Source organism: Actinomadura fulvescens (assembly GCF_039533225.1).
Classification (GTDB): Bacteria; Actinomycetota; Actinomycetes; order Streptosporangiales; family Streptosporangiaceae; genus Spirillospora; species Spirillospora fulvescens.
Genome location: NZ_BAAATD010000003.1, coordinates 726,819 through 746,777, shown reverse-complemented (window position 1 = coordinate 746,777; position 19,959 = coordinate 726,819). Strand labels below are relative to the sequence as shown.

Annotated in this window: 20 protein-coding genes; 8 read left to right on the top strand and 12 right to left on the bottom strand. The window is 71.6% G+C overall.

Annotated features, from left to right (window positions below; all coding sequences use genetic code 11):
- The first annotated feature begins 204 nt into the window (after window positions 1–204).
- Window positions 205–684, top strand: coding sequence for a hypothetical protein (locus ABD333_RS15480; protein WP_344541475.1), 480 nt, complete (start codon window positions 205–207; stop codon window positions 682–684).
- Here ABD333_RS15480 and ABD333_RS15475 read toward each other — a convergent pair.
- The 5 genes from ABD333_RS15475 to aceA form a co-directional block, all read right to left on the bottom strand.
- Window positions 663–1,619, bottom strand: a complete 957-nt coding sequence (locus tag ABD333_RS15475; protein WP_344541473.1) for an ABC transporter ATP-binding protein — start codon at window positions 1,617–1,619, stop codon at window positions 663–665. The two genes, ABD333_RS15480 and ABD333_RS15475, sit on opposite strands and share 22 nt — an antisense overlap.
- Before the next feature lie 5 nt (window positions 1,620–1,624).
- The gene (locus tag ABD333_RS15470; RefSeq protein ID WP_344541471.1) at window positions 1,625–2,446 is read right to left on the bottom strand and encodes an ABC transporter permease; all 822 of its coding nucleotides are present in this window, start codon (window positions 2,444–2,446) and stop codon (window positions 1,625–1,627) included.
- The gene (locus ABD333_RS15465) at window positions 2,439–3,227 is read right to left on the bottom strand and encodes an ABC transporter permease (RefSeq protein ID WP_344541470.1); all 789 of its coding nucleotides are present in this window, start codon (window positions 3,225–3,227) and stop codon (window positions 2,439–2,441) included. Before ABD333_RS15465 ends, ABD333_RS15470 begins: the two co-directional genes overlap by 8 nt.
- A gap of 115 nt (window positions 3,228–3,342) precedes the next feature.
- Window positions 3,343–4,809: a M1 family metallopeptidase gene (locus ABD333_RS15460; protein WP_344541469.1), complete on the bottom strand. Its 1,467-nt coding sequence runs from the start codon at window positions 4,807–4,809 to the stop codon at window positions 3,343–3,345.
- 223 nt (window positions 4,810–5,032) lie between these two features.
- On the bottom strand, window positions 5,033–6,316 hold the full coding sequence (gene aceA, locus ABD333_RS15455; protein WP_344541468.1) for an isocitrate lyase: 1,284 nt from the start codon (window positions 6,314–6,316) through the stop codon (window positions 5,033–5,035).
- Window positions 6,317–6,465: 149 nt separating this feature from the next.
- On the opposite strand from aceA, the gene ABD333_RS15450 reads away from it, so the two are divergent.
- Window positions 6,466–7,902 (top strand): helix-turn-helix domain-containing protein, encoded by a 1,437-nt coding sequence (locus ABD333_RS15450; protein ID WP_344541467.1) that lies wholly within the window; start codon window positions 6,466–6,468, stop codon window positions 7,900–7,902.
- Between the two features lie 9 nt (window positions 7,903–7,911).
- On the opposite strand, the gene ABD333_RS15445 is transcribed toward ABD333_RS15450, so the two are convergent.
- Window positions 7,912–8,682, bottom strand: coding sequence for a glycosyltransferase family 2 protein (locus ABD333_RS15445; protein ID WP_344541466.1), 771 nt, complete (start codon window positions 8,680–8,682; stop codon window positions 7,912–7,914).
- Window positions 8,683–8,716: 34 nt separating this feature from the next.
- Here ABD333_RS15445 and ABD333_RS15440 point away from each other — a divergent pair, with 34 nt between their 5' ends.
- From ABD333_RS15440 to ABD333_RS15420, 5 genes are all read left to right on the top strand, one after another.
- Window positions 8,717–10,312, top strand: a complete 1,596-nt coding sequence (locus tag ABD333_RS15440) for a hypothetical protein (protein ID WP_344541465.1) — start codon at window positions 8,717–8,719, stop codon at window positions 10,310–10,312.
- Between the two features lie 92 nt (window positions 10,313–10,404).
- A complete protein-coding gene (gene folP / locus ABD333_RS15435; RefSeq protein ID WP_344541464.1) occupies window positions 10,405–11,310 on the top strand; it encodes a dihydropteroate synthase in 906 nt (301 codons plus the stop codon).
- A 179-nt stretch (window positions 11,311–11,489) separates the two neighbouring features.
- Window positions 11,490–12,719 (top strand): acyl-CoA dehydrogenase family protein, encoded by a 1,230-nt coding sequence (locus tag ABD333_RS15430; protein ID WP_344541463.1) that lies wholly within the window; start codon window positions 11,490–11,492, stop codon window positions 12,717–12,719.
- 99 nt (window positions 12,720–12,818) lie between these two features.
- Window positions 12,819–13,460, top strand: a complete 642-nt coding sequence (locus tag ABD333_RS15425; protein WP_344541461.1) for a TetR family transcriptional regulator — start codon at window positions 12,819–12,821, stop codon at window positions 13,458–13,460.
- A complete protein-coding gene (locus ABD333_RS15420) occupies window positions 13,457–13,879 on the top strand; it encodes a phosphomannose isomerase type II C-terminal cupin domain (RefSeq protein ID WP_344541460.1) in 423 nt (140 codons plus the stop codon). The genes ABD333_RS15425 and ABD333_RS15420 overlap by 4 nt, the downstream gene beginning before the upstream one ends.
- Here ABD333_RS15420 and ABD333_RS15415 read toward each other — a convergent pair.
- From ABD333_RS15415 to ABD333_RS15400, 4 genes are read right to left on the bottom strand one after another with little or no spacing between them, the layout of a single operon-like run.
- Window positions 13,864–14,556, bottom strand: a complete 693-nt coding sequence (locus tag ABD333_RS15415) for a hypothetical protein (protein WP_344541459.1) — start codon at window positions 14,554–14,556, stop codon at window positions 13,864–13,866. The genes ABD333_RS15420 and ABD333_RS15415 overlap by 16 nt on opposite strands.
- On the bottom strand, window positions 14,553–15,158 hold the full coding sequence (locus tag ABD333_RS15410) for a SigE family RNA polymerase sigma factor (protein WP_344541580.1): 606 nt from the start codon (window positions 15,156–15,158) through the stop codon (window positions 14,553–14,555). Before ABD333_RS15410 ends, ABD333_RS15415 begins: the two co-directional genes overlap by 4 nt.
- Window positions 15,159–15,169: 11 nt before the next feature.
- Window positions 15,170–16,900, bottom strand: a complete 1,731-nt coding sequence (locus tag ABD333_RS15405; protein WP_344541458.1) for a glycosyl transferase — start codon at window positions 16,898–16,900, stop codon at window positions 15,170–15,172.
- 8 nt (window positions 16,901–16,908) lie between these two features.
- Window positions 16,909–17,655 carry a dolichyl-phosphate beta-glucosyltransferase gene (locus ABD333_RS15400; protein ID WP_344541457.1) on the bottom strand — a complete coding sequence of 249 codons (747 nt, stop codon included), beginning with the start codon at window positions 17,653–17,655 and terminating at the stop codon, window positions 16,909–16,911.
- A gap of 120 nt (window positions 17,656–17,775) precedes the next feature.
- Between ABD333_RS15400 and ABD333_RS15395 the strand changes: the two genes are divergently transcribed.
- The gene (locus tag ABD333_RS15395; protein ID WP_344541456.1) at window positions 17,776–18,744 is read left to right on the top strand and encodes a phosphotransferase family protein; all 969 of its coding nucleotides are present in this window, start codon (window positions 17,776–17,778) and stop codon (window positions 18,742–18,744) included.
- Window positions 18,745–18,753: 9 nt separating this feature from the next.
- On the opposite strand, the gene ABD333_RS15390 is transcribed toward ABD333_RS15395, so the two are convergent.
- Both ABD333_RS15390 and ABD333_RS15385 read right to left on the bottom strand, forming a co-directional pair.
- Window positions 18,754–19,362 (bottom strand): class F sortase, encoded by a 609-nt coding sequence (locus ABD333_RS15390; RefSeq protein ID WP_344541455.1) that lies wholly within the window; start codon window positions 19,360–19,362, stop codon window positions 18,754–18,756.
- Window positions 19,355–19,837, bottom strand: coding sequence for a hypothetical protein (locus ABD333_RS15385; RefSeq protein WP_344541454.1), 483 nt, complete (start codon window positions 19,835–19,837; stop codon window positions 19,355–19,357). The genes ABD333_RS15390 and ABD333_RS15385 overlap by 8 nt, the downstream gene beginning before the upstream one ends.
- Between the last annotated feature and the right edge of the window lie 122 nt (window positions 19,838–19,959).

Here is a 19,959-nt window from a genome sequence, read left to right as displayed (position 1 = left end):
CCGTAGGTCTCTTTTGGAACGAACGGCACCCCGATGCCCCAACAAACCGCATCGAAACAGTCACTCCGGATGCGGAAGGCCCGCCACCGGCCAGATCTCATGTCCTGATTTGCTGCGCTGTGCCTGATGTGCGTGCTGAGATGGAACCGCACGAGAGCCCGCTCCCGCCGATCGCGGGCCCGTGCCGATGGGATGTGATGAGCCGTGCGCCACGCCTTCGGTTTCCTTCTCGGCGTCCTCCTGGCCCCGGCGCTGGTCTACGGCTCTGCCTGGGGATACGTGCAGGCCGGTCAGTCGTTCGACGGTGCCGGCCGGCAGATCACCGACAGCACGCGCATGTACGGGGCGTTCGCGCTGCTGGCGGCCGTCGGGCTGGTCGTGGGCGTGATCGTCGTCGCCCGCTGGGCGTCGCCGCTGGTGTCGCTCGTTCCCGCGCTCGCCCTCATCGGATTTTCGGTCTACTTCCTCATCGATCCCGATCGCGTCCTCGACCTGCCCGGCAAGGTGCCGCCGGGCGGCGAGCTCGACTCGGGCCTGCGCATGCTGCTCGGCACGGGCGTCTACGCGCTGATGGGCTTCGCGCTGATGGCCCCGACCTGGGCGCCGCGCCGGTGGTCGGGCCGCCGCTCCGACCACGACGACGAGGAGGAGTCCTCGGACTACTACGCCCGGGTGCCCACCTGACGGTAGAGCCGGGCGACCACGTCCTCGATGTCGGCGTCGCGCAGCGCGATGTCGCGCACCTCGTGGCGTTCGGCCAGCGCGGCCACCACCGTCGCCGCGTTCGCCGTGCGGGGGAGCCGCAGCCACTGGCGCGGCCCTTCGACGCGCTCCACCACCACGCCGGGCAGGGAGATCGGCGGGCTCGGCCGGGCGAGCTCGACCACGAGCATCCGCTCGGCGTCCACGGTGGCGCGCAGCCGGGCGAGATCCCCGTCGTACGCCAGCCGCCCCTGGTCGATGATCATTACGCGGCGGCAGAGCCGCTCGATGTCGCCGAGGTCGTGCGTGGTGAGCAGGACCGTGGTGCCGCGCTCGGCGTTGAGCCGGGCCAGGAACTCGCGCACCGTCGCCTTGCTCACCACGTCCAGGCCGATGGTGGGCTCGTCGAGCACCAGCAGCTCGGGGTCGTGCAGCAGCGCCGCCGCCAGGTCGCCGCGCATCCGCTGGCCCAGGCTGAGCTGGCGCACCGGGGTGTCGAGGAACGGGCCGAGTTCGAGCAGGCCGGTCAGCTCGGCCAGCCGCGCCTGGTGCGCGGCCGTGTCCACCCGGTACACGTGCCGGATCAGTGTCAGGCTGTCGCGCAGCGGCAGGTCCCACCACAGCGTGGTGCGCTGCCCGAAGACCACGCCGATCCGCCGGGCCAGCGTGGTGCGCCGCCGGGAGGGGTCCAGCCCGCACACCCGCACCGTGCCCGCCGAGGGCGTGAGGATCCCGGTGAGCATCTTGATCGTCGTCGACTTGCCTGCCCCGTTCGGGCCGAGGTAGCCGACGAACTCGCCCGCCGCGACCTCGAACGAGACGTCGTGCACGGCGTGCACGGTGGCCCGGCCGCGGCGCAGGCGGCCCGTCCGCCGCCGCACGCTGAACGACTTGGCCGCCCCGATGACCTCGATCATGTTCCTCAGCTCCCCGTCGACCGGTAGTGGCGCAGCCCGGCCCGCCACCCGAGACCCGCCAGCACGCAGACGACCGCGGCGACGGCCGGTGCGGCGAACCGCACCGCGCCCGGCAGCCCGAGCGGGTCGGCGCGGTCCAGGACGTACAGGCCGGGCTGCCAGTTCACGAACGCGAGCGGGACGACGAACGTCACCCCGCGCACGAAGTCCCGGGCGAACACGCTCAGCGGATACTGCGTCAGGAACGCGCCGCCGTACGTGACGGACTTGGTCGCGCCGTGCCCGTCGATCAGCACGAACTGCACCGAGGCCGTCAGCACCCACAGCCCTGAGAAGATCGTGATCCCGGTGACCACCATCGCCGGGATCATCACGATCCGGCCCGCCGTCCAGGTCACGTCCAGCCGGGGCAGGGCCAGCGCCAGCACGACGGCGGCCGGGACGACCTTGCCGAGCCGTCGGGGCGAGAAGTCCTCGGTGGCGACCTGCACGAGCGGGCTCACCGGCCGTACGAGCATGGCGTCGAGCGTGCCCTCCCGGATGTGCCTTCCGAGCCGTTCGGTGGCCCCGAAAAGCGCGTCCGCCAGCGCGAACGACAGCGCCGACGTCCCGTACAGGAACAGGACCTCCGGCGCGGCGAAGCCCGCGATGTGCGGGGCGCGCGTGAACATCACCAGGATCGCGGCCACGTCCAGCGCGCTCACCACCGCCGCGGCGAGGGTCAGCAGCACCATCGACACGGGGTACTGCGCCGCCGCGCGCGTCCATGTCCAGGCGAGCAGTCCGTACACCCGGACCACCTCGCCCGGCGCCGCCGGTTCAGCCACCGTGGATCACCAGCTTCCGCCGCGCGGCGAGGGTGAGCAGGGCGCCGGCCGCCAGCAGCGCCGCCGCCCACGCGACCTGGAAGCCCAGCGCCGCGACCAGGCCCGAGCCGGTGCGCTTGCCGAGGTAGATGTCGGCCGGCACCTGGATGAGCGCCGCCCACGGCAGGACCCTCGCGATGTCGCCCAGCCAGCCGGGGAAGACCACCAGCGGCAGGATCATGCCGGAGAAGAACAGCGACATCACGAGCGAGATGGCCTGCAGCCCGCGGTCGTCATGCAGCCAGAACACCGCCAGCGCGACCAGGTAGCGGATCGCGAAGCTCACCAGGATCGCCAGCGGCAACGCGAGGGCGAACGCGGCCAGCGCCCACGGCCCGGCGGGACGCAGCGTGAAGACCAGCGTCCCGGCCACCACGGGAAGGCCGCTGCGCAGCAGCAGCTCGGCCGTGGCGCGGCCCAGGTCGTCGGCCAGCCACCAGCCCTGCAGGCCGACCGGCCGGTAGAGGTCGATCGCGACGTCACCGCTGCGGACGCGGTCGCTGAGCTCCAGGCCGCGGAAGACCTGCACCGGCCCGATCATGGCCTGGGTCAGGAAGCAGAACGTGACCGCGTCGGTGACGTCGTAGCCGCCGAGCGCGGGCCGGGCCTGCCAGAGGGCGATCAGCACGTACGCCCGCATGAAGGCGAAGACCGTGTTGGTGACGGCCTCGGCGAGCGAGCTGAGCGGGTAGGCGGTGTATCGGCGGAACGCGTACCACGCCACCCACGGAAAGACGCTCACTTACACGGAGCATAGGGAGGATCGGGACGTTGCTCCATGCAAAATCTCGCGAACGTGCGAAGGCCGGACCGGGCGACGCCCGATCCGGCCCGCGCTACGTGTCGCTACCGTCCCTTCACCAGGTGGTCGGCTTGCCGGGCTGGTAGAGCCAGACCTGGAAGAACCGGTCGAGGTCCTGACCGGCGATCCTCTCGGCCAGGGCGGTGAACTCCTCGGTGGTGGCGGTGCTGTACTTCTTCCGCGCGACCCACGTGCGGGCCAGCCGGAAGAACTTCTCGTCACCGATCTTCTGCCGCAGCGCCTGCAGCGTCAGGCCGCCCCGGGAGTAGACCGCGCCGTGGAACATCTGGTCGCGGGTCGGGTCGGCGACGACGACGTCCCAGAACGCGGGGCGGCCGGGCGGCGCCGCCGGCGGGTTGTCGTAGGTCTGCTGGAACGAGGCCTGCGCGGACTGGCCGCCGTGCCGCTCGGTCCAGTACCACTCGATGAAGCGGGCCCAGCCCTCGTTCAGCCAGATGTCCTTCCAGCGGTGGGTGGAGACGCTGTTGCCGAACCACTGGTGGCCGATCTCGTGCACGACGGTGCCCTCGGCGCGCGGACGGTGGTAGATGGGACGGCTCTGGGTCTCCAGCGCGTAGCCGACGTTGATGGGCGGCACCAGGTTGTTCTCGGTGATGGAGCCGGTGGTGGTGAACGGGTAGCGCCCGAAGTAGTCCGCCAGCTCGTCGGTGGCCCGGGTCGTGTGCCGGGGGGTGGCGACCGCGTCGGGGTGGGACGCCACGTCCGGGTCAACGGCGTCGAGCTGCGGCAGGCCCTTGCCCGTCCTGGTCGTCGAGACGTTGAAGCGCCCGATCGCGACGGTCGCGAGGTACGGCGCCATCGGGCGGTCCTCGTGCCACACGAACGTCGCGCTGCCGCCCCCGGCCCGCTGCTTGAGCAGATGGCCGTTGCTGATGGCCTTCAATCCCTTCGGCACCGACATCTTGAGCGTGAACAGCGCCTTGTCCCGCGGGTGGTCGTTCGCGGGGAACCAGGTGGACGCGCCGTTGGGCTCCGACGAGACCGAGGCGCCGTCCGGGGTGTGCACGAACCCGTAGGGCAGGCCGAAGACGATGGGACCGCCCAGGGTCTCGGGCACCCCGTCATAGCGGACGGTCACGCGGAAGGTGCTGTTCTTGCGCAGGCCCTTGCGCGGGGTGATGACGAGCTCGCGTTCGCCGGTGCGGGCGAACCGGGCGGACCTGCCGTTCACCTCCACCGAGCGCACGTTCAGCTTGTAGAAGTCGAGGTTGAAGCGCGACAGGTGGTGCGTGGCCCGGGCGCTGATGACCGCGGTCGCCCTGAGCGTGTCGGTGGCCGGGTCGTAGGCTGCGTCGAGGCCGTAGTGCTTGACGTCATAGCCGCCGTTGCCGAGTTCGGGGAAGTACGGGTCGCCGAGGCCGGCGGAACCGGGCCGGTAGTCGGGACGGTCGGCGGAGGCGGCGGGCGCCAGCGCGACCACGCTCACCGCGGCGAGCGCCAGGGGCAGTACGCGTCCGGTGCCCCGGGGACGCCGGGTCTGCCTGGAAGGGCGCATGGCCATTCGTCGGATCCTCTCCCTTGAGTGATCGAACAACCCGTCCACATTGGCCGGACAAGGGAGAGATGTCGAGACTGCTGCCGCATGTGGCCGTACGACCTCGGCCGGCGGCGGACGCGAGAAGACCCCTCCGGGGTGTAGGAGCCGGAGGGGCCTTCTCGTGGCCGGTGGTGACCGGCCGGTCCTCAGTGAGCCCTGAGGCTGAGGTCGCGGGGACCGCGGAAGGCTAGTGGAACTGGCCCTCTTCGGTGGAGCCCTTGAGCGCCGTGGTGGACGAGTCCGGGGCGATCGCGGTGCTGACCTGGTCGAAGTAGCCGGTGCCCGCCTCACGCTGGTGCTTGACGGCGGTGAAGCCGCGGTCGGCCGAGGCGAACTCGCGCTCCTGCAGCTCGACGTAGGCGGTCATGCCCTCGCGGGCGTAGCCGTAGGCCAGGTCGAACATGCCGTGGTTGAGGGCGTGGAAGCCGGCCAGCGTGATGAACTGGAACTTGAAGCCCATGTGGCCGAGCTCGCGCTGGAACTTGGCGATGGTCGCGTCGTCCAGGTGCTGCTTCCAGTTGAAGGAGGGCGAGCAGTTGTAGGCCAGCATCTGGTCCGGGTACTCGGCCTTGACGGCCTCGGCGAACTTGCGGGCCTGCTCCAGGTCCGGGGTGCCGGTCTCCATCCAGATGAGGTCGGAGTAGGGCGCGTAGGCCTTGGCGCGGGCGATACAGGGCTCGATGCCGTTGGTGACCCGGTAGAAGCCCTCGGCGGTGCGCTCGCCGGTGATGAACTCGCGGTCGCGCTCGTCCACGTCCGTCGTGATCAGGGTCGCGGCCTCGGCGTCGGTCCGCGCGATGATCAGGGACGGCACATTGGAGATGTCCGCCGCGAGGCGGGCGGTGTTGAGGGTCTTGATGTGCTGCGAGGTCGGGATGAGGACCTTGCCGCCCAGGTGGCCGCACTTCTTCTCGGAGGCCAGCTGGTCCTCCCAGTGCACGCCCGCCGCACCGGCGGCGATCATGCCCTTCATCAGCTCGAAGGCGTTCAGCACGCCACCGAAGCCGGCCTCGGCGTCGGCCACGATCGGGGCGAGGAAGTGCGTGTCGCCCGAGCCCTCGGACCACTGGACCTGGTCGGCGCGCAGCAGGGCGTTGTTGATGCGCCGCACGACCTGCGGAACCGAGTTGGCCGGGTAGATGCTCTGGTCAGGGTAGGTCTGGCCCGCCAGGTTGGCGTCGGCCGCGACCTGCCAGCCCGACAGGTAGATGGCCTTGAGACCGGCCTTCACCTGCTGGACGGCCTGCATGCCGGTGAGCGCGCCGAGCGAGTGGACGTAGTCCTCCTCGTGCAGGAGCTTCCACAGCCGCTCCGCGCCGAGGCGGGCGAGGGTGAACTCCTCCTGGACCGAGCCGCGGAGCCGGACGACGTCCTCGGCGGAGTAGCTCCGCTCGATGTTCGCCCAGCGCTCGTCGGTCTCCCACTGACGCCGCAGCTCGTCGGCTGCGCCCTTGAGGCGACTGTCGCTCATGATCTTGCCCTTCTGTGTCGTCCCCTGGGTGCTTGGGGATGAGTCTGCCCGTCCCGCAACCCTTAATGAACTGGCGGGTAACGAAAGATTGTCGAAATTTCCGCTAATATGAAGCCGTGACGACCTTGCGGCCAGAAGAACCCCTCAACTTGACGAGTGACGTCGATCTCGTCACGTTCGGGCAGCGGCTCCGCCACCTACGGCGCGGCCGCGGCATGACGCTGTCCGATCTGGGCGAGCGCGTGGGCCGGGCACCGTCCCAGCTCTCCCTGCTGGAGAACGGCAGGCGCGAGCCCAAGCTGTCGCTCCTGCAGACCCTGGCCACCGCGCTGGAGGTCCCGGTGGAGGAGCTGCTGCGCCGGCAGCCGCCCAGCCGGCGCGCCCAGCTGGAGATCGCCCTGGAGGAGGCCCAGCGCGACCCGCTCTACAAGACCTTGGGCCTGTCGCACCTCAAGGTCAGCAAGCGCATGCCGAACGAGGTGATCGAGCACATCCTGGCCCTCTACGGGGAGCTGCGGCGCAGCCGTACCAAGCCCACCGCCAGCCCCGAGGAGGCGCGCAAGGCCAATGCCGCGCTGCGCCGCCAGATGCACGAGCGCGGCAACTACTTCGGTGAGATCGAGAGCGTGGCGGCCGGCACCCTCGACGCGATCGGCTACCGGCGCGGCCCGGTGTCGCAGGGCATGCTGATGACGCTCGTCGGGCACTTCGGCTTCAGCCTGCAGTACGTCCAGGACCTGCCCCGCTCGGTGCGGTCGATCACCGACCTGCGCAACCGGCGGATCTACCTGGAGCGCGAGCAGCTCGGCATGCACACGCCCCGGACGATCCTGCTGCAGACGCTCGGGCACATCGCGCTCGACCACGACCAGCCGCGCGACTTCGCCGACTTCCTGCGCCAGCGGGTGGAGGCCAACTACTTCGGCGCCGCGATCTTGCTGCCCGAGCGCGCCGTCGCCCCGTACCTGCAGGAGGCCAAGGAGGCCCGCGAGCTGTCGGTGGAGGACCTGGCCGACGTCTTCTCGGTCTCCTACGAGATGGCCGCGCACCGGTTCACCAACGTGGCGACCCACCACCTGGACCTGCAGCTGCACTTCACCAAGAACGACGAGAACGGCACCATCTACAAGGCGTACGCCAACGACGGCCTGCTGTTCCCCCAGGACGAGGACGGGGCGATCGAGGGCCAGCGGATGTGCCGGGAGTGGGCCGGGCGCCACGTCTTCCACGCCGCCGACCGCTTCTCGGTCTACTACCAGTACACCGACACCCCGACCGGCACGTACTGGTGCCTGTCGCACATCGACCCGTCACACGAGCGCGACTTCGCGATCACGCTGGGCGTGCGGTTCGAGGACTCGCGCTGGTTCCGGGGACGGGAGACGACCAACAGGGTCAAGTCGGCGTGCCCGGACGGCGACTGCTGCCAGCGGCCGCCGCAGGAGCTCGCCGACCGGTGGGAGGGCATGGCGTGGCCGTCCGCCCGTGCCCACTCCCACGTGCTCTCGGTGCTGCCTCCCGGAGCCTTCCCGGGGGTCGATGAGGCCGACGTCTACGCCTTCCTGGACAGGCACGCCGCCGGCTGAACCCGGGCGTCAGGCGAAGCGCGGGGGCATCGGCTCCTCCATGGCGGCGTGGAGCCGTTCCAGATAGGCCGCGCCCTGGCTGAGATCGCCGTCGTAGGTCCGGATGACCTTCAGGATCCGGCCGACCCAGGCGTCCCACTCCGGGCGCAGCGCGGGATCGAGACGGCCGTGCCGGACGGCGACGTCGAGGATCGCGCGGCCGATCTCCGCACCCATGTCGGCCTTGTAGCGGAACCGCTGCTTGAACGGGCCGATGTGGGTGAGGACCACCGGCCGTCCGCCCAGGGCCGCGGTCAGGTTGAGGTACGCCTCGATGCCGAAGTCGGCGGGGGCGTCGTCGGCCAGGAGCGCGGGACGAACGGCCCGGAACCCGCTGAGCGGCCGGTCGCCGAACCTGCCGTCGGCCTCGGGGACCAGCGCGCGGACGAGCGGGCCGTAAATGGAGATCGTCGCACTCAGAATGGGCTTGGGCGGCGGATCGTCGAAATCGGCGACCACCATGGCCGTCGATTCGGGGGCGGATTCGATCGCCGTGCGCAATGTCAGCGGAATGTTCCGGCCGTTCTCCACGATATCGGCGTCCATAAAGCACAACCACGGAGTCTCGGTCGCGCGGGCCATCGTCACCATTGCGGCCCCCTTTCCCAGGGGCGCCGGAAGCACGTCACAGCCGAGCGAACGCGCGCGCTCGGCGGTGCCGTCGGTCGAGGCGCTGTCGACGACGACGACGCGGGTGGAGGCGTCCGCGGCCTCCCTCGCCTGCCGGATCGCATTCTCCACATAGGGCTCCTCGTTGTGGGCTACGATCGCGATAGTGAGCATTGCGGGTCAGATCCCTCCTAACTGGACAATTAGTTGGATTCGTACGTACGACCTCGGCGATCTGGCCGACATCGCGCCTCGTGACCTTCTTGTCGCGGGAAGTGACGGCAGTGGAGAACTGCTGGACGTCGACGCCCAGGCGTTCTTCGACATCCAGACGCTGCGGCTCGGTCATGTGGCCCGCTACCGGATGCGCCCGCTCGCGTTCGACGGGGTGCTGCGGCTGCGCGGCGGGGACCGTCCGGTCAGCGGCAAGGTGTCGGTCCACCTGCTGGTGCACGCCTCCGGATTCATGGTCATCAGACCTACCCTACGGTCCGGCTGGCTAAGCGCCGGGGGACCGGTGACGGCCGAGGTCCTCGGTCAGCTGGAACGGGCCATGTGGATCACCGGATACCCGTTGCGGTGGCATGTTCCGGGCGGGCACGTGATCGAGGGCAGCGTCCGCTGCGTCATGAACTGGGTCTTCTTCGACCTCTACGAGCGCGCGCACGGCGTCTCCGACCCCGAGCGGGTCGCGGCGTGGGCGCTTGAGGGCATCCAGGGCTGCGACCGCCTGCACGACATGTACGCCGAGGGGTTCATCAGCTACCCGTTCCCCGGGAGCTTCGGCGCGCAGTTCGAGATCGTCAACCCGGCGCTCAGCCCGCTCGTCGGCGGCCGGGAGACCGAGGGCGAGTGGCAGCGGATCATCGACTACCTGATGTATCCCGACCGCACCGACATCCGGGCGGCGCCGATCAACCTGGGCAGGGAGACGCTCGACCGCTGGTACCTGTCGGAGAACCAGGCGCTGACACTGGTGCCGGCGGGCGAGCCGGACCCCGAGATGGACGTGATCGACCCGGACCGGACCCAGTTGCTGGAGGCGCTCGGGCTGCGGCGGGCCGTGCTGCGCTGCGTGCAGCGCGACACCCAGCGGGTGCTCACCGAACGGCTCACGGTCACCCGCTTCCAGCTCGAACGCTGGCAGCACATGGTGGCCAGCACCACCGACGACTACGTGCTCCACGACCGCATCGGCCGGCTCATCGAGCCGATCCGCCTGCACAACAGCGACGAGATCCTCATCCGCGACCTCGGCGACCTCGAACGCCAGGTGCGGGCCAACCTCGCCTGGTTCCAGGAACGCCTGGACACCCTGTCGGCCTGGACCGGCGGCCTCGTGGGCGCCTCGGTGGGCACCGTCGCGATGGTGCTGAGCCTTCAGGAGGCGCTGAAGGCGATGCTCAGCCAGACCCTGGACCGCGAGCCGGACAAGGTGTTCCAGGACTTCGGCTGGCTGTTCGCGCTCACCATGCTCACCCTCATGATCGTCTCGTTCGGGATCGCCGTCACGGTGATCCGGCGGGTGACGCGCAAGCTGAGCCCCTTCTCCCGGCGGCTGCCGATCCGCGGCGGGCCCCGGGCCAAGCGGCGTGCCCGCGCCATCCGGCGTTCCATCGCCGCCCAGGCCGAACGATCCGCGCGGCCGGACCCACCGGAGCCGCCGGAGCGCACCCCGCCACCGGCTCCGCCCGTTCCTCCTGCGATCCCGCCGCAGTCCCCGCCCCCGCTCGCCGAGGGCGAGCAGCCCGCGGAGGCCTGAGGGCGCGCGCGGCGGTCCTGTGCGATCGCGGTCTCAGGGCGTGCTTGACTGAGAACTCGCCGTCGCCCGGCGCCGGGTATCGAGGAGGACATGTGTCGCGGAACGGACAGAGCGCGGGGTTCCTGCCTGAGCTGATCCAGCCGGATCGCACCATCGGCGCCCGCCGGTTCGACTTCTCGCGGCAGGTCGCGGTGATGGCGATCATCAACCGCACGCCCGACTCGTTCCACGACCGGGGCGCGACGTTCCAGCTCGCCAGGGCGGTGGAGGCGGCGGAGAAGGCGGTCGCCGAAGGCGCCGACTGGCTGGACATCGGCGGGATGCCGTTCGGCAAGGGGCCGGAGATCCCGGTGGCCGAGGAGGTCGACCGGGTCGCGCCGGTGATCGAGGCGGCCCGGGCCCGGACGGACGCGGTGATCTCGGTCGACACCTTCCGCGCCGAGGTGGCCGAGGCGGCGCTCGCCGCCGGGGCCGACATCGTGAACGACACCAGCGGCCTCAAGGACCCCGGGCTGGCTCCCGTCGTGGCCAGGGCCAAGGCCGGCCTGGTCGTCACCCACAGCCTGGCCGGGCCGCGGGTCGAGCATCCGAAGCCGGCCTATGACGACGTGGTCGGAGAGGTGGCGGCGTTCCTGCGCGACCGGGTGGCGCGGGCGATCGCCGCGGGGATCGAGCCGGGCCGGATCGTCATCGACCCCGGCCACGACCTCAACAAGAACACCTACCACTCGCTGGAGCTCACCCGGCGGCTGAGCGAGATCGCGGCCATCGGCCACCCCCTGCTCGTGGCCGTGTCCAACAAGGACTTCATCGGCGAGATCGAGGACCGCCCGCAGCACGACCGCCTGGAGGGCACGCTCGCGGTCACCGCCGCCTGCGTCCTGCAGGGCGCGCGGATCGTGCGCGTCCACGACGTCCGGGCCTCGGTGGCGGCGGTACGGATGATCGAGGCGGTGCTCGGATTCCGCGAACCCCTTGCCCCGCGTCACAACCTCTGACCACAGTGGACCGGGCGGGCTGAACCGGCCGCCAGGACCGGCCCCGAGCGTGCTCGGCCAGTGCTAATCGCAGGGCTTTTTCCATCGTGTGCTGTGACTCTGGCCACCGTGTTACCACCGGTAACCCCTCCCGATGCTACCGTTGGTAACAGAGGATATTGGAGAGAGGGTCAATAACGATGACGAGCACCGAGGCGACTCCGTTCTCGCTGGAGCTCAGCGAGGACGTCCAGGAAGTCCGGCAGTGGGTCCACGAGTTCGCGAAGGACGTCGTGCGTCCCGCCGCGGAGGAGTGGGACGAGCGCGAGGAGACCCCCTGGCCGCTCATCCAGGAGGCCTCCAAGGTGGGCCTGTACTCGCTGGACTTCTTCGCCACCCAGTGGCTGGAGCCCACCGGGCTCGGCATCCCGGTCGCGTTCGAGGAGCTGTTCTGGGGCGACGCCGGCATCGCCCTGTCGATCGTCGGCACGGGCCTGGCGGCCGCGTCGGTGGCCGCGGTCGGCCTGCCCGAGCAGATCGCCGAGTGGGTGCCGCAGATGTTCGGCACCGCCGACGACGTCAAGCTCGGCGCCTTCTGCGCCTCCGAGCCCGACGCCGGCAGCGACGTCGGCTCGATCCGCACCCGGGCCTCCTACGACGAGGCCAAGGACGAGTGGGTGATCAACGGCACCAAGACGTGGGCCACCAACGGCGGCATCGCCGACATCCACGTCGTGGTCGCCTCGGTCTACCCCGAGCTCGGCAGCCGCGGCCAGGCCAGCTTCATCATCCCGCCGCACACGCCGGGCCTGAAGCAGGGCCAGAAGTTCAAGAAGCACGGCATCCGCGCCTCGCACACCGCCGAGGTCATCCTGGACAACGTGCGGGTCCCGAGCCACCTGATCATCGGCGGCAAGGAGAAGTTCGACGAGCGCATCGCCCGCGTCCGCGAGGGCAAGAGCGCCAAGGGCCAGGCCGCGATGAAGACCTTCGAGACGACCCGGCCGACCGTCGGCGCGATGGCCCTCGGCGTCGCGCGCGCCGCCTACGACTACGCGCTGCAGTACTCCCAGGAGCGCGAGCAGTTCGGCAAGAAGATCGGTGACTTCCAGGCCATCGCGTTCAAGCTCGCCGACATGAAGTGCCAGATCGACGCCGCCCGCCTCATGGTGTGGCGCGCCGCCTGGATGGCCCGCACCGGCAAGGACTTCACCGCCGCCGAGGGCTCCATGGCCAAGCTCATGGCCAGCGAGGCGGCCGTCCGCGTGACCGAGGAGGCCATCCAGATCCTCGGCGGCAACGGCTACACCCGGGAGTACCCGGTCGAGCGCATGCACCGCGACTCCAAGATCTTCACGATCTTCGAGGGCACCAGCGAGATCCAGCGCCTGGTCATCGGCCGCACCATCACGGGCCTGCCGGTCCGCTAGACCGCGCCGCGCGTCCCCGTCCGCCCGCGAGCGGACGGGGGCGCCGCAGCGGCCACCGGCATGCCGGTCCGGGCCGCGGGATGGCGTACGGTTCTCACCATGACGACTGCGGGGACGGCGAATCCCGGGGCGCGACGCGACCCGGGACGGCGGCGTGCCCTGCTGGAGGCGGCCGACCGGGTCATCCAGCGCGAGGGGCCGGGGGCGTCGATGGCCTCCATCGCCGCCGAGGCGGGGATCAGCAAGCCGATCCTCTACCGGCACTTCGGCGACAAGAGCGGTCTCTACCAGGCGCTGGCCGAGCGGCACACCCGCAAGCTGATCGAGGGCGTGCGGGCCGAGTTCTCCCGGACCACCTCGGTCCGGGCCCGCACCCGGTCGACGATCGACACCTATCTGGCGACGATCTCGGCCAACCTGAACCTCTACCGGTTCCTCATGCACCGGGCCAGTGCCGAGGACGCCGCCACGCACGGCGCGATGAGCACGATGATCCGGGAGCTCAGCCGGGAACTGGCCGAGGTCATGATCGCCGAGAGCGAGGTGACCGACCGCGTCCGCGCCTACGTGTGGGCGCACGCGGTCATCGGCATGGTGCAGACCGCCGGGGACTGGTGGCTCGACCACGCCGACGAGGTGCCGCGCGAGACCGTGGTCGACGGCCTCGCCGACCTCATCCTGGGCGGGCTGCCGGCCGCCGCCGCGTCGTCCCCCCGCGTCCTGGAACTGTTCCGAGAATGACGAGCCCCGAAGTGACAGCGCAACCCGAGGTGACAGTGCAACCCGACCTGCGGCGGCCCGAGCTGCGGCCCGAGCCCACCGTCGAGACCGACCAGCGGCCGTGGGGGCGGTTCGAGCGGTTCACGCTCAACGAACCCTCGACGGTGAAGATCATCCACGTCGAGCCGGGCCAGCGGCTGAGCCTGCAGCGCCACCGCGACCGGGACGAGCTGTGGGTGGCGCTCGACCCGGGCGCGGTCTTCGAGGTGGCCGGGCGGCGCATCCTGCCCGAGGTGGGCGACCGCGTGCTCATCCGGGCGGGCGAGACCCATCGGCTGGGTTCCTCGGGCACGGCGGTGGTGCGGGTCATGGAGATCGCCTTCGGTCACTTCGACGAGGACGACATCGAGCGGCTCGAAGACTCCTACGGCCGTTCCTGACCGGCCGGCGCCGGGAGCACGCTCTCGGCGACATGCCGCGCGCGGTCCATGGTCACCCCGGCTCCCCTGACCGACACGAAGCCCCAGGCCCCGGGTTTCCACTCCCAAGCCAGCTCGATGGCGCCGGGGCGGAGCAGCGGCGGGTCCAGCCGCACCGCGGGGCGGCCGTGCACGGCCTCGACGGCCGGGCCGCGGGGTTCGGCACCGGCGAGACCGTCGGGCAGGCGGCCCTTGGGATACATGAGCACGAACCCGTCGGCGCCGCGCAACGGCCCGTCCGCGAACTCCGGGCGCAGCACGATCCGCTGGACGAGGGCTCCCGGCTCGTAGGAGGCCGGAGCGAACCCGCCGCCCGAGCCCACCCGGAACTCCTGGCGCCGGTCGTCGAACCGCTCGCCCGCGGGCCGGGCCGGGCCGGGGTCGGCGCCGAAGCCCGCCCGTCCCAGCAGGGTCGAGGCGAGCACGATCACGATGACCGCCAGGGCCCCGGCGGCCGACCCCGCCGCGCGCCGCGCCCGGACCCTGCGGCGTCCCGCCCGCACGGCCCGCGCCGGGTCGACGGTCTCGCGGCCTCGCGGCTGGAAGTCCCGGAGCGCGCCGAGCAGCCGCGCGGCCTCGGCCTCGGCGGCGGCCTCGGTGGCCGCCTCGGCCTCGCGCCGGTGGTCGTTCTCGCTCATCGTCGCTCCTCCCTGCCCAGGGCGCCGGGGACCTGGTCGCCGAGCAGCGTGCGCAGCCGGGCGAGCCCGTGGGACGTCTGGCTCTTGACGTTGCCCTCCGAGCAGCCGAGGACCCTCGCCACCTCGGCCACCGGCAGGTCGCACAGGAACCGCAGCACCAGCACGGCCCGCTGCTTGGGCGGGACGCGCTCCAGCGCCGTGTGCACCACCGTCCGGGTCTCCACGTCCGGTCCCGCCGCCGCGGGCACGGCCGGGGTGTCGCGCGGGCCGCCGGTGAGCCGGACCCGCGCCCAGGCCAGGCGCTGCTCGTTCAGGAACGACCGCACCAGAATCGTACGGACATAGGCGTCGAGGTCGTCGGCCGCCCGGGCCCTCCGCCAGTGCACGTACAGGCGGGTGAGGGCGGTCTGCACGATGTCGTCGGCGCGGTGCGGGTCCCGGCAGAGCAGATGGGCGATCCGCCGCAGCCCTGGCAGCGCGCCGCTCACGTACTCGACGTACTGCCGCTCGTCCTCCGCCCGCACCGTGGCCCTCCGCCGTCTCTCCTCGCCGGCCCCGTTCCTTGAGACGCTCTCGGGCGGCACGAAGATCGGATGTTCCATCGCCACGCGGGTCACCTCGCCGTCTCGCGGGTGAGCGGCCGCACGTCCCACACCCACGCGCCGTCCTCGAAGCGGCCGGGACCGAGCAGGAGGACGAGGGTCTCGTAGAGCACGTCCTGCCGCCGATGCGGCCCGAGGACGACGGCGTCCGCCCGCCAGTAGGCGAGATCGGCCTGGAGTTCGGCGCGTTGGGTCTTGCCGACGGCGGGAACGTCGTTGTGGTCGCGGGCTCGGCGCAGCAGGATGGAGGTAGGCCGGGGAGGAGCCCCGTATACGCCTTCCCGTTCCGGTCCGTACGGGCCGACGAAGTAGCCCTCCGGCAGGTTGAAACCGAAGCCCGCCTGCACCTGCCAGCGCAGCGCCGTGGATTCCCCTCCGTTGGGCGGCGGCACGGGCACCAGGGTCCGTCCCTCACCCACGTACCGCCGCCACGTTCCCTCGGTGATGAAGCGAGGCGTCTCGGGGCGGTCTTCCGCCGCCAGCGGCTTGGGGGAGATCGGCAGCAGCGCCTCGGCGAGCACCGCGCAGCAGGCCGCGCCCGCCCACCGCCGGGAGGCGGGCGGGAGCGCGGCGGTCAGCGAACCGGCCCGGTCGGCGCCGAGCGCCAGCAGCAGCCCGATCGCGGGCACGCAGATCATCGTGAGCCGGGACTCGACCACCGACTCCAGCAGCGGCAGCCGGGACGCCCAGAGCCAGGGCCCGGACCAGCCCGTCGGGCGCCCGTTGAGCATGATCTCCGGCCCGAGCGACAGCAGGACGGCGGCCGCGATGACGACCGCGAGGGCCTGGACCACCACCAGGCGGCGCAGCCAGACCAGCAGCATGGCGACGAGGACGACCAGCGGCAGGCCGAAGAACGCGTTCTGCTCGGTGGGGCTCGCCGCGAGCGGACCCGGTTCGGCGATGTGCCCGGCCAGCGACTGGCGGGCGAACGCGGTGAGCTGGAGGAGGTCGTTGCCCCATGGCCCGTGGATGAGGCCGTCATAGCTCTGGCGCCCGAAGAACTGGTGGTGCAGGGGATACGCGACGAGCGGCGCGAAGACCAGCACGGCGATGCCGAGGCCGCCCGCGAGGCGTCCGGCGACCGCGTACGCCACGCGCGGCCGTAGCACGGCGTAGGCGACCGCGAAGACGCCGACGCCGATCGCGGTCAGCAGGAGCGGTTCCTCGCCGATATAGATCTGGTACGCGCCGAGCAGGCCGAGCACGGCGCCGTCGCGCAGCGTCCGGCGGTCCCGGGCGAGCCGGACGAGCCGCCCGACGATGAACGGGATCACGAACAGGACGACGAAGTTCGGATGGGCGTTGGCGTGCGAGACCATCGGGGGAGCGAAGGCGCAGAAGCCGCCCGCCACGCCCGCCGCGGTGCGGGAGCCGTTCAGGTGGCGCCGCACGAACCGGTACCACCCGGCCGCCGTGCCGGCCAGGCCGAACGTCAGCACCAGGGCCCAAGTCACCGGGGCCCCGAACGTCAGCGTCACCGGCGTCAGCGGGACCGACAGGCCGAGCATGACGGTGTTGGCCATCAGGTTCACACCGTCGGGGTGGTTCTGCAGGGTGGTGAACAGCAGGTCGTCCTGCCGGGCCACCGACCGCGCGGTCACCGCGAAGAACCACTCCCACTGGTTCTGGTCCGAGCCGCCGTCGACGAGGTACCGCCGGTCGACGTCGGCCCACAGCCGCCAGAACAGCGCGAACGCCCCCGCCACATAGCCCGCCATCACGGCGGCCGGCCTGATCACGCGGTGGTTCACGCGGCGGCCCGCAGTGAGGCCGGTGCCGTCGCGGCGGGGCGCGGGCGGCCGTGCGACCGCCGGATGCGGACGATCTCCGCGAGGATGCGCGGATAGTCCAGCGGCCGGAACTTCGAGCCCGGGCGGTGGCTCCACTCCACGGGCACCTCGGCGACCGGCCAGCCCGCCTTCGCCAGCAGGCAGAGGATCTCCACGTCGAAGCCCCAGCCGTCGATGACGGCGTCCTGGAAGACCGCGCGGCCCCTGGCGCCGTCGAAGAGCTTGAAACCGCACTGGGTGTCGGCGATCCCGGGGACGACCAGCACGCGGATCAGGGCGCCGCCGAGCCGGGCGGGCAGCTCCCGCAGCGGATGCCGCCGCCCCCGCGGCCGGGAGCCGATGGCGGCGCCGTGGCCGGGTCCGAGGGCGGCGCGGAGCCGGTCGAGCTCCTCGATGGGAGTCGCCAGGTCGGCGTCGCTCAGCAACACGAGCCGGCCGCGTGAGGCCAGCATGCCGCTGCGTACCGCGTGACCCTTCCCGCGGTTGACCGGGGAGCGCAGCGTCCGGATCCGCGGCTCCCGGCGGGCGGCGGCGCGCACCAGCCGCCAGGTGCCGTCGGCGGACCCGTCGTCGACGACGACCAGCTCCCAGCTCAGCGGGCTCGCGCCCAGGTGGGCCCGCACCGCCGCGAGCGTCGCGGGCAGCCGGGCCTCCTCGTTGTAGACGGGAATGACGACCGAGAGATCGACCGTGGCTCTGTTCACACCCCGGAGACCACGCCGGCCGCGGAGGCGGTTGTATGACGTAGGTCACATGTCCCGCCGGGGCCGTTCGCTGCCAGGATGGGGAAAAGTGATCACTTATCCGCGCTGGAGGAGGCCGGGATGGAGCTGGACCGGCTGGCCGGGCCGCTGGCCGAGGTGCTCGCCGGCCGGTACGGCCCGGGTGTCCGGATCAACGGGCTGCGCCGTGACAGCGGCGGCGCCTCCCGCGTGACGTGCGGCTTCGACGCCGTCACGGCGGCCGGCGAGACGCATCCGCTCATCCTCCGGCTCGCCGGTCAGGGGGTCATGGCGGGCGGCCCGCTGCTGCGGGAGGCCGCGCTCATGCGGGCGGCGGGCGCGGCCGGTGTGCCGAGCCCCGAGGTGATCGCCGCCGGGGACGCCGCCGCCGGGCTGGGCGCCGAGTTCGTGGTGATGGAACGGGTGGAGGGCGAGACGATCCCGCGCCGGATCCTCCGCGATCCCGCGCTGGCGGACGTGCGGCCCCGCCTGGCGGGCCAGTGCGGCGAGGTCCTCGCGGCGATCCACCGCATCCCCGTCGCCGACGTCCCGCAACTGGAGCAGAGCGACCAGCTGGAGTCATGGCGGACGGTGCTCGACACCATCGGCGAGCCGCATCCCGCGCTGGAGTTCGCGTTGCGCTGGCTGGCCCGCAACCGCCCGCCCGCGCACCGGTCGGTCGTGGTGCACGGCGACTTCCGCAACGGCAACCTCATCGTCGGCCCCGACGGCATCAGGGCGGTGCTCGACTGGGAGCTGGTCCATCTGGGCGACCCGCTGGAAGACCTCGGCTGGCTGTGCGTGAAGGCCTGGCGGTTCGGGGCCGCGCCGCCGGTCGGCGGATTCGGCCCGTACGACCAGCTGATCGAGGCGTACGAGAGGGCGGGCGGCACCGAGGTGGACCGCGTGGCGCTGCGGTGGTGGGAGATGTTCGGCGTCGCGCGCTGGGCGATCATCTGTGTGATGCAGGCGCGGCGTCACCTCACCGGCGGCGAGCGCTCGGTCGAGCTGGCCGCGCTGGGACGCCGCGTGGTCGAGAACGAATGGGACCTGCTGCGGATGCTCCCGTGATGCCGGTGGTCACCTGCCGCCGACAAGATGGGCGTAGACGATGACGTTGTCGCGGTAGGAGCGGTCCTGCTTGTCATAGGAGCCGCCGCACGTGACCAGGCGCAGCCCCGCGTAGCGGACGTCTCCGTACACGCGGTTGCGCGGGAAGTCCCGCTTGTGGATCTGCTCCACGGCGTCCACCCGGAACACGGCCTTGCTCCGGTCATGCCGGACCACCCTGATCTGCGCGCCCGGCCTGAGCTCGTGGAGCCGGTAGAAGACCGCCGATCCGTCCAGGTCGTCGTAGTGGCCGAGGACCACCGCCGACCCCCGGCTGCCCGGCGCGGGCCCGCGCTGGTACCAGCCGGCCTGTTCGGACCTGTCGAACGGCGGAACCTGCACGGTCCCGTCGTCCGCCCGGTCGACCCGCATCACCGGCGCGTCCAGCGCGAGATCCGGGATCTGCAGCCGCTCCGGCGGCGAGACCGGGAGCTCCCCGCCGTCCGGGATGTTCCAGAGCGCCCGGGGCCCGCCGTGGTCGCGGTAGTGCCTGGGCTCGTTCTTCACGCCCTGGCCCACCGCCAGGGCGCCGAGCACCGCCAGGCCCGCGGCGATCAGGTACCCGTTGCGTTCACCCACGTGCCCTCGACCTGACGAACGCCACACCGCCGATCCCCGCCGCGCCGGCCACCAGGACCAGGCCCGCCTCCGTCCAGGGGAACCCGGGTTCCTGGGTCCCGCCTCCGCCGGTCTTGACCCAGCCGTCCGGCTTGCGGTCGCCGTCGCCGCGCCCGGCCTTCTCGACCTTGATACGCCCCGTCTGGGGATAGCCGGAGGGAACGCACTTGGAGATGACCGTGTAGCGGCCCGGCTCGACCTTCTTCACCGTCGCCTGGACGCTGAAGTAGCCGGTGCTGACCGCGCCCCGGCCGCTCGCCGCGCCCGAGATGCTGACGAACGAGTCGTTGTCCTTGCAGCCGCCCGACACGGTGATGTCGCCCCCCGGCTGTACCGACACGGGGTCGATCTCGAGGTCGTCGGCCCATGCCACCGGTATCGCCAGCATGATGCCCGTGAGCATCCCTGTGCAGATGACGGCCGCTCTGGTACGCACGTGTCCCCCCGACACTGGCCGCGGGGTCGTGCCCCGCTCCTGGCGATCCCGTTTTGGGGTGATTCCCGGTGAATGCCCGGCCATGGCGGCATTGGAGAGGTCTTTACCGACTCTTACCAGCG